This is a genomic window from Sphingobium sp. SA916, from assembly GCF_002894065.1.
Lineage (GTDB): Bacteria > Pseudomonadota > Alphaproteobacteria > Sphingomonadales > Sphingomonadaceae > Sphingobium > Sphingobium fuliginis.
The window spans coordinates 216,677-225,665 of the sequence record NZ_LXYF01000002.1 but is presented as its reverse complement, the minus strand read 5'-3'; the positions used below and the strand labels follow the sequence as shown (position 1 = coordinate 225,665).

Genomic DNA, 8,989 nt, shown 5'->3' with positions numbered 1-8,989 from the left:
GCTCAAGATCGCCCTGCCAATCCCCTTCCATCACCAGCCTCCATCAAAGCTGGCTCCCTATGAATCACGCATCCTGCGCCGGGGGAATCCCAAAAATTACACTTCTGCCAAAGTAGTGCTAGTCTGGCACGGCAAGGAGGACATCCGATATGATACCGTATCCGATCCTTCGATCGAAAACCCCCGCGACGCCATAATCAAGGTTACAAGCTGCGCGATTTGCGGTTCCGACCTTCACCTTTTCCACAATCTGATCCCTGCCATGCTGCCCGGCGACATCATGGGCCATGAGACGATGGGCGAAGTCGTCGAAGTGGGCAGCGCGGCCAAGGATTCGCTCAAGAAAGGCGACCGCGTCGTCATACCCTTCACGATCCAGTGCGGGGAATGCGACCAGTGCCGGCGCGGCAACTTCTCGGTCTGTCAGCGGACGAACCGGAAGGGCGGACTGGGCGACAAGGCCTTCGGCCACAGGACGGCGGGGCTGTTCGGATACACCCACCTGACCGGGGGCTATCCGGGCGGTCAGGCCGAATATCTGCGCGTGCCGTTCGCGGACACCACGCACATCAAGGTGCCCGACGGGATCGAGGACGAGAAGCTCCTCTTCCTCTCCGACATCCTGCCGACGGGATGGCAGGCCGCCGTTCAGGCCGACATCCAGCCGGGCGATACGGTGGCGGTCTGGGGCTGCGGCCCGGTCGGCCAGATGACGATCCGGTCGGCCATCCTGCTGGGCGCCGAGCAGGTGATCGGCATCGACCACCTTCCCGAACGCCTGTCCATGGCCGCGGCGGCGGGCGCCATCACCATCAACTTCGAGGAGGAAAGCGTCGTCGAGCGGCTGAACGAGCTTACCGGCGGAGAGGGGCCACACAAGTGCATCGACGCCGTCGGCACCGAGAGCCATGTCAATCTGGGCCAGCCGGACACGCTGATCGACCGCGCCAAGCAGATGCTGATGGTGGAGAACGACCGGCCGCATGTGCTGCGCGAGATGATCTATGTCTGCCGGCCTGCCGGCGTCATCTCGATCATCGGCGTCTACCTTGGCCTGGTCGACAAGATTCCGATGGGGCAAGCCATGAACAAGGGCCTGACCTTCCGCATGGCGCAGGCGCACGTCCCGCGCTGGACGGGCGATCTCCTCCGCAGGATCGAGGACGGCCAGATCGACCCCTCGTTCGTCATCACCCACAAGGTCGACCTGTCCCAAGGTCCCGAGATGTACGCCACGTTCCGCGACAAGGCGGATGGCTGCATCAAGGTCATGCTCCAACCCTGAAGGAAGCACCCATGCCTCTCACCAATCTCACCGGTATCGCGCGGTCCGACGGGGACCCCCGCGTCAAGCAGAAGGGTCCAAGTTCGATGAGCAGTGCCGACCGGCTGGCGCGCGCGCTCGGCTGGTTCTCCATCGGCCTGGGCATCACCGAACTGGTGGCGCCCGGGCGCATCGCCCGCGCGCTGGGCCTTGACGACAAGGAAGGCCTGATCCGCGCCTATGGCGTGCGCGAACTGGCCAGCGCGATCCCGACCCTGTCGGTGGACAAGCCGCTGGGGCTTGCAGCCCGGATCGGCGGCGACGCGCTCGACCTGGCCACCCTGGCAACCGGCTTGCACCGCGACAATCCCAAGCGCGGCAATGCCGCGATCGCCATCGCCCTGGTGGCGGGAATCACCCTGCTCGACATCATCGCCTATACGGGCGTCAAGGCTGTGCACCGCCGCGACCCACATTCCGGGGAGCGGGACTATTCCGATCGGTCGGGCCTTCCGCGGGGACCGCAGGCCTCACGCGGGCTTGCCCGCGAGGACTTCGACATTCCGCCGGATTATCGGGCGGAGGGCCAGACGGCGGACGCTGTTCCTCACCTGGTCGCCTAGCGTCGCCAATCCCTGACCCGGCGAAGGCGTTCGCCGGCGACAGCGGAGCCCGGCCGCAATTTGAATGAATGAGGGATGATCATGGATCGAACCGGCAAAATCCTTATCGTCGTGACCAATGTCGACCAATATGATCGAGTGGGGTTCAGGACCGGCCTCTGGCTTGGGGAGCTTACCCATTTCTGGGATGCGGTCGAGGAGCATGGCTTCCAAAGCGAGATTGCGAGCCCGTCGGGCGGCTGGGTCCCGCTCGATCCCCAGGGGCTGATGATGCCCGAAATGGGGCACAACAGCCGCCTTGGCGGCGACGTCACCCGCCATTATCGTGACAGGCAGTTCATGGACCGCCTCAACCACAGCCTGCCGCTTGGCGAGGTCAGCGTCGCGGACTATGACGCCATCTATCTGGCGGGCGGCCATGGCACGATGTGGGACTTCCGCTCGCCCGAGCTTGGCCGCCTCCTTGCCGAATTCCACGACAGCGGGAAGATCGTATCCGCCGTCTGCCATGGCCCGGTGGGGTTCATGGAGGCAAGGCTGGGCGACGGCCGTTGGCTTGTGCAGGACAGGGACCTGACCGCCTTCTCCTGGGCCGAGGAACAGGCCGACAATCGCGAAGACATCGTGCCGTTCAACCTGGAGGAAGAATTGAAGGCGCGCGGCGCGCGCTACACCAAGGCTGTCTTGCCGTTCGGCAAGCATGTCGTGGAGGACGGGCGGCTGATCACCGGCCAGAACCCGGCAAGCGCGCGCGGCGTAGGCGAAGCGGTCGCCCAGGCCCTGCGGAAGTCCGCGCCACCGGTCCACGGGGATGCCGCCGCCATATAAGGGTCGAGGAGCCGAAAGAGCGCGCCGGTGGGAACCGGACTGCCGACCGGGCGCAGATCCCCGGCCGCCCGATTGCCTGTTGAGGGTAGGACATGATCATCGAACAGATATTCGGCGCGGCGTTGATCCTGCTGTTCCTCGCCGACATCTTCCTGACCGTGCTCTATGCGCGGGCGGGCACCGGGCTGCTCGCGCCCCACTGGAACCGTGGGATGTGGGCGCTGCTCCACGGCATCGCCGGGCTGTCGGGCAGGCGTCGCGGCACGATGCTCTCATTCGCCGGCCCGCTCATCGTCGTTTCGCTGATAGGCTTTTGGGCGATCGGCCTTTCGCTGGGCGCTGCGCTCGTGATCCGGCCGGAACTCGGCACCGCGATCCGGCCGTCCAGCGGCGAGTCCCCGGCCGACTTCGTGACAGCGCTTCTGGTCGCGGGGAACAGTCTGTCGATCGTCGGGGGCGGCGATTATTCGCCGCACACGACCGGCACGCGCCTGCTCTTCCTCATAAATTCGCTGATCGGCGCGTCGGTGCTGTCACTGGTGCTGAGTTATCTCGTCCAGGTCTATTCCGGCCTGCGCGAACGCAATGTCCTGGCGCTCGCGGTTGACCTGATGACCGACGGAACCGGCGATGCGGCGGTGATGCTGGCCCGGCTCATGCCGGAAGGCGAGGCGAGCAACGCGGCCAGCGAGCTGGGCAATCTCGCCCGATCGCTCGCCGCGACCAAGGAGGCGCACCATTTCTATCCGCTGCTGTTCTACTTCCGCTTCGAGGAGCCGCTCTACGCCGTGTCGCGGTTGACCTTCGTCCTGCTCGACGCGGCTACCCTGATCGAAACCGCGCTGGATTCGCGGCGCCATGGCGCTGCGGCGGCCTTCGCCCCGGCCGCCTCGATGCGACGCGGCGCCCGACTGCTGCTGGAGACGCTGGATTCGAACTTCCCGACCGCCGACGTCCGCAGCGATGCCGCCGCCGAGGCCCAGCGCCTCCGCCAAAGCTATCTGCATGCGACCCGGACGCTCAGAAACGCCGGGATCGCGGTGAAGGCGGACGGCATCGAGGCATATGTCGCGGCACGCCAGGAATGGGAACCGCTGGTCCGGCGCGTTGCTCCGACCCTGGGCTATGCCATGCCCGAGATCGACCGGCGGCCCGCGCGAACGGAGACAGGCGCCGCATATTGACGCTTGCGATTTGGGCTGCCGACCGCAATTCTGCGGTGAAGATTGGAGGCAGCCGTTGTTAGGATCAAAGGCACCCATGGGAAACGCCAATGGCCGCCCAAAAGGACAGGTATCGCAAGAGATCTGGTGCGTCCGATCTGCCGGCATGAACGTCGTGTAGCTGAAGAACGCCATCCTGTCGCAAGTGACTGGGACCTTTCGATCGAAGAGCCGATGGATCGAAATCACCCACGGCGCGCTTCCCCGTTGCCGACGACTTCGCGAAAGAACAAAGCCAGGCGGTCGCGCGTGCCCTGATCGAGAGATTGGGAGAGGAACAGCCGCCTCTCCCAGGTGCCGACCTTGACGATCGGCACCAGGCGGTGTTGGCGATCCAGCCTCTGCACAGTGGAATGCAGCATGATGACGGCCCCCGCGCCCTGCGTGGCCAGTTCCACGGCAACCTCGTGATGCTGCACCTCGCTGTGCAAAACCGGTTGCATGACTCCGGCCGATGCGAGCATGCGCAGTTGGTCGCAGGTCCGCAGCGGCGGAATGTTCCAACTGATGAAGGGGAGCGATTCCAAGCCCCTTAGCTTCGCCTGGTCGCGCAACTCCCGCGTGGCGAAGACGAAGGCCGGCTCTGCGAAGATCGGTTCGAACCCGCCTTGCGGATCGGATTGCTCGCGGGAGAATATCGCGCAGTCCAGAATGCCCCGCGCCACCTGGTCGTCGACATCCGCCCCAGACGCGTTGTGGACGAAATCCAGGGCAATGTCGGCATTCTCCATCAGGAAACGCGGCAGCGCGGGCCGCACATATTCGTTAAGCAGGAAGGTGCCGATGAAGATGCGCAGCTTCTGCGGCGTCGCCCCGCGGAACAGCCGTCCCAGCTCATGCCCCTTCTGGACGAAGGTCTTGACGCCTTCCTGGAAGCGTTCGCCTTCGGCTGTCAGGCGCATGCTGCGTCCCGCCCTGCGGTGGAACAGGGTGGCGCCGATCTGCTGTTCCAAGGCGCGCATCTGCTCGCTGACGGCGGCCTGCGATATGCGCAGATTTTCCGACGCCTGACGGAAAGACTGCGCCCGGCCGACCGCCAGGAAGATTTCCAACTGGCGCGGCGTGAAACGGAACATGGCCGATCTCTCCCCCCTGCTGCTGCAGCGCCTCTGCGGGCGCTGCACCAGGGTATAGGCTGCACCTTGTCACCGGGCAAGGTCGAGCCCCATTGTCCTGCCGCCCCCTTATGGCGACAGTGCCCGGAACAAGCGGGGCCGACGGATGATCGGCCAGATCATGGAGGGGGAGATATGAACGGGAAACGACATCTGGCGCGCCGCATGCCGAGGCTGGCGCTGCTCGCCGGGCTCTGCCTGCCGGCGATGGCGGCCGCGCAGGACGATGCCGGATCGGCCGGCATCCAGGACATTGTCGTCACCGCGCAGAAGCGCGCGGAAAATGTCCAGGACATCCCGATCGCGATCAACGCGCTGGGCGGAGAGGCCCTGGCCGAACGGCGGATCGCCGATCCGACCGATCTGGTCCGGCAATTCCCGAACCTGAGCTTCAAGCAGAGCTCTGCCGTCAATGCAGGCATTTCCATCCGCGGCGTCGGCACCCAGAATTTCCACCTTACGGCGCAACAGGCGGTGGGCCAGTATCTGGACGAGGTGTCGCTCGTGACGCCTTTCTCCAGCACCTTCGGCCTGTTCGACCTGGAACGGGTGGAGATATTGCGCGGGCCGCAGAACACCCTGTTCGGCCGCAACACCACCGGCGGCGCGATCAACTATGTGTCGCGCCGGCCCGACGCGGGCGAGGGCTTCAACGGCTATGCCCGCATCAATGCCGGGCGCTTCAACCGGATCGATGTGGAAGGCGCGATCGGCGTGCCGCTGACCGATACGCTCGCCATCCGCGTGGCGGGGCAGGTGCAGACCCGCGACGGCGTGTTCCGGGATGTCGCGACCGGCGAGAAGATCGGATCGACGAAGCGCTATTCCGGCCGCTTCGGCATCGGCTGGCAACCCGATGACGACACGGAATTGCTGCTGTCGGGCCATGTCGGCTATAATCGCGGATCGCGTCCGCCGCGCAAGGCGGTCGGCCGCTTCCTGCCCGACGGCGTCACCCCATGCCCCGCCAACGATCTGGGCGTCGAACAGTTCGAACGCGTCAATAATTGCGTGTCGACCGGCAAGGGCGGCCTGACCTTCAATCCCTCCCTGTCGCGCTGGCGCGACGCCTATGACGCCGGCAGCAACCTGGCCGATGTCGATTTCGAGGGCGGATCGCTGCGCCTGCGCCATGATTTCGGCGGCTTCTCCCTGACCGCCATCTCCGCCTTCGACCGCACCAAGGTTCTCTATGCGGAGGAAGGCGGCGGCCTGCCCTACGCCCAGTTCCAGGTGTTCCAGGACGCGCTCTACGACGTCTATTCGCAGGAGGTCCGGCTGACATCCGGCACGGACGGGCCGTTGAAATGGATCGCCGGGGCCTATTGGTCCTATGAAAAGGACAGCCTGGCCACCATCGTGCGCAACAATTTCGCCGGACCGCCGACGCTGGCGGTGGTGCCGATGGTCGCCATCGACCAGAAGGCGGAGATCGCCTCCTTCTACGGGCAACTCGACTATGCGCTGACCGACCGGCTGGACATCAGCGCGGGCCTGCGCTGGACCAATGACAGGCGGCAGGGCCTGCGCGACGTGATCACCGCCCTCGACAGCGTGACCGGCCTGCCCGGCGCGGCCCGCCTGCCCGCCGACTTCTTCTTCTCGCGCGGCTTCCTGACCGGCCTCGCCGCCAATTTCACCCTGCCCTGCGCGGCCGGCGTGGTCGGCTGCCACGGCCCGCTCACGCCCTTGAAGCAGGATGTCAGCAAGCTGGCGGGCAAAATCTCCGTCAATTACGAACTGGCGACCGACGTCATGGCCTATCTCAGCTATTCGCGCGGCTTCAAGTCGGGTTCCTTCGACATCCGCGCCCAGGGCGTGTTCAACGGCACCGGCAACACCCCGGTCCGCCCGGAAACGCTCAACGCCTATGAACTCGGGCTCAAGTCGCGCCTGTTCGATCGCCGGGTGCAGATGAACGTCGCGGCGTTCCGCTACGACTGGAAGGACCTGCAGACCTTCGGCCAGGTGCCGGTGCTGGGCCCGGCCTTCATCAACCTGCCCAAGGCGCGGCTGACCGGCGTGGAGGCAGAGGCGAAGATCGCGCCCGGCGGCGGCTTCGAACTGGACCTGGCGGGCGCCTTCCTCGACACCGAGGTGATCGACGTCGGCGCGCTCACCCCGCAGACCGCGCTCAAGGGCGCGCCGCTCCAGCAATCGCCGCGCTGGTCGTTCAACGGGACCGCAAGCCAGACCGTCGAGCTGGGCGACAATCGCCTGACCGGGCGGCTCAGCGGCCGCTATGTCGGCGCGCAATATAATGAACTGACCAAGGCGCGCAGCGGCTATATCGATCCCAGCTTCTTCGTCGACGCCTCCATCGGCTTCGATTTCGGGCGGGACCGGCGGCACCAGATTTCCTTCTACGCGGACAATCTGACCTCGGAAAAGACCTGTCTGCGCAAGGAGCCGTTCGACGGCCTCAGCAACACCAACACCTGCGTGCCCAACGAAGGAACGGTCCTCTACGGCGTGACGCTGTCGACGCGCTGGTGACCGGACAGGAGGTTTGACGACATGAAGACATCGATGACCGGCGCGATGACGCGCCGGGCGGCGCTCGCCGCCCTGGGTTCGGCGGTGGCGGCCCCCGCCGTCGCCCGCGGCGGGCGATCCGGCCCGCGCCGGCCCAACATCCTCTATATCATGGCCGACGACATGGGCCATGCCGACCTGGGCTGCTATGGCAGCCGCAACATCCGGACCCCGGCGATCGACGCCATTGCCGCTCGGGGCGTGAAGTTCGGCAACGCCTATGCCAATAGCTGCGTCTGCTCACCCACCCGCGTCGCCCTGCTGACCGGCCGTTACCAGGGGCGGTTCCGCATCGGGCTGGAGGAGCCGATCGCCTTCAACGGCGCCGAACTGTCCCTGCCCCGCGGCACCAGGACCCTGCCCGGCCTGCTGCGGGATCTGGGCTATACGACCTCGCTGGTCGGGAAATGGCATATGGGGGAACTGCCGGCCTCCAGCCCGCTCGATCACGGCTATGACTATTTCTTCGGCATAGCGTCGGGCGGCACCGACTATTTCGCCCATGCGACCAGCATCAACGGCCATGACATGGGCAAGCTGTTCGAGAACCGGACGGAAATCGACCGCCCCGGCTATCTGACCGACCTGCTGGGCGCGAAGGCGATCGATCGGATGCAGCAGGCGGCGCGGCAGGACCGCCCCTTCTTCATCAGCCTGCACTTCACCGCCCCCCATTGGCCCTGGCAGGGCCCCGGCGACGCCGCCCAGGGCAGCGCCACCGCCGATCCGCGCCAGATGGACGGCGGCAATGTCCGCGCCTATGCCGCGATGATGGAGAGCATGGACGCCAATGTCGGCCGCGTGCTGGCCGAACTGGCGCGGCTGGGGCTGGAGGAGGACACGATCGTGATCTTCACCAGCGACAATGGCGGAGAGCGCTTTTCCGACAGTTGGCCGCTGACCGGGATGAAGGGCGAATTGCTGGAGGGCGGCATCCGCGTGCCCCTGATCGTCAGTTGGCCCGCCCATCTGCCCAAGGGGCGCGACAGCGCGCAGGTGACCATGTCGATGGACGCGCTGCCCACGCTGCTGTCGGCGGCTGGCGGCGACCCCGGCCGGGTGGAGGGGCTGGACGGCATCGACCTGATGCCCTTCCTGCGCGACGTCGACAGCAGGGCCGACCGCACGCTGTTCTGGCGCCACCGCGCCGGCGACCAGATCGCGGTGCGCAGCGGCCAGTGGAAATATCTGAGGTCCTACGGGCGGGACTATCTGTTCGACCTGTCGCAGGATGAGCGCGAACGCGCCGACCGCAAGGCGGCGATGCCCGGCAAGGTCGCCGAGCTCAAGGCCGCCCATGCCGGCTGGCTGGCGCAGATGCTGCCCTATCCGGATCACAGCTATAGCGAGGACATGCTGGGCAAGTTCGCAGACCGCCCCAGGGAATGAAGGGCGTTCGCG

General features: G+C 66.1%; 7 protein-coding genes. 6 read left to right on the top strand and 1 reads right to left on the bottom strand.

The window, feature by feature from the left end; all coding sequences use genetic code 11:
- The first annotated feature begins 115 nt into the window (after positions 1–115).
- The 4 genes from A8G00_RS02760 (at position 116) to A8G00_RS02745 (ending at position 3,899) form a co-directional block, all read left to right on the top strand.
- Positions 116–1,285 carry a zinc-dependent alcohol dehydrogenase gene (locus A8G00_RS02760; RefSeq protein WP_102999903.1) on the top strand — a complete coding sequence of 390 codons (1,170 nt, stop codon included), beginning with the start codon at positions 116–118 and terminating at the stop codon, positions 1,283–1,285.
- Between the two features lie 11 nt (positions 1,286–1,296).
- Entirely contained in the window at positions 1,297–1,887 is a 591-nt protein-coding gene (locus A8G00_RS02755; RefSeq protein WP_102999902.1) for a hypothetical protein, read from the top strand.
- Positions 1,888–1,968: 81 nt separating this feature from the next.
- Positions 1,969–2,715 carry a type 1 glutamine amidotransferase domain-containing protein gene (locus A8G00_RS02750; protein WP_102999912.1) on the top strand — a complete coding sequence of 249 codons (747 nt, stop codon included), beginning with the start codon at positions 1,969–1,971 and terminating at the stop codon, positions 2,713–2,715.
- Positions 2,716–2,807: 92 nt separating this feature from the next.
- Entirely contained in the window at positions 2,808–3,899 is a 1,092-nt protein-coding gene (locus A8G00_RS02745; RefSeq protein WP_102999901.1) for a potassium channel family protein, read from the top strand.
- A 224-nt stretch (positions 3,900–4,123) separates the two neighbouring features.
- Here the strand turns inward: A8G00_RS02745 and A8G00_RS02740 are convergent, their stop codons facing one another.
- The gene (locus A8G00_RS02740; RefSeq protein ID WP_102999900.1) at positions 4,124–5,014 is read right to left on the bottom strand and encodes a LysR family transcriptional regulator; all 891 of its coding nucleotides are present in this window, start codon (positions 5,012–5,014) and stop codon (positions 4,124–4,126) included.
- Positions 5,015–5,188: 174 nt separating this feature from the next.
- On the opposite strand from A8G00_RS02740, the gene A8G00_RS02735 reads away from it, so the two are divergent.
- Both A8G00_RS02735 and A8G00_RS02730 read left to right on the top strand, forming a co-directional pair.
- The gene (locus A8G00_RS02735; protein WP_102999899.1) at positions 5,189–7,549 is read left to right on the top strand and encodes a TonB-dependent receptor; all 2,361 of its coding nucleotides are present in this window, start codon (positions 5,189–5,191) and stop codon (positions 7,547–7,549) included.
- A 21-nt stretch (positions 7,550–7,570) separates the two neighbouring features.
- Positions 7,571–8,977, top strand: coding sequence for a sulfatase (locus tag A8G00_RS02730; protein WP_102999898.1), 1,407 nt, complete (start codon positions 7,571–7,573; stop codon positions 8,975–8,977).
- The last annotated feature ends 12 nt before the right edge of the window (positions 8,978–8,989 follow it).

Coding starts and splice junctions, on each gene's coding strand:
- A8G00_RS02740 (WP_102999900.1), bottom strand. CDS start 5,014: ATGTTCCGTTTCACGCCGCGCCAGTTGGAAATCTTCCTGGCGGTCGGC.
- A8G00_RS02730 (WP_102999898.1), top strand. CDS start 7,571: ATGAAGACATCGATGACCGGCGCGATGACGCGCCGGGCGGCGCTCGCC.
- A8G00_RS02745 (WP_102999901.1), top strand. CDS start 2,808: ATGATCATCGAACAGATATTCGGCGCGGCGTTGATCCTGCTGTTCCTC.
- A8G00_RS02735 (WP_102999899.1), top strand. CDS start 5,189: ATGAACGGGAAACGACATCTGGCGCGCCGCATGCCGAGGCTGGCGCTG.
- A8G00_RS02750 (WP_102999912.1), top strand. CDS start 1,969: ATGGATCGAACCGGCAAAATCCTTATCGTCGTGACCAATGTCGACCAA.
- A8G00_RS02755 (WP_102999902.1), top strand. CDS start 1,297: ATGCCTCTCACCAATCTCACCGGTATCGCGCGGTCCGACGGGGACCCC.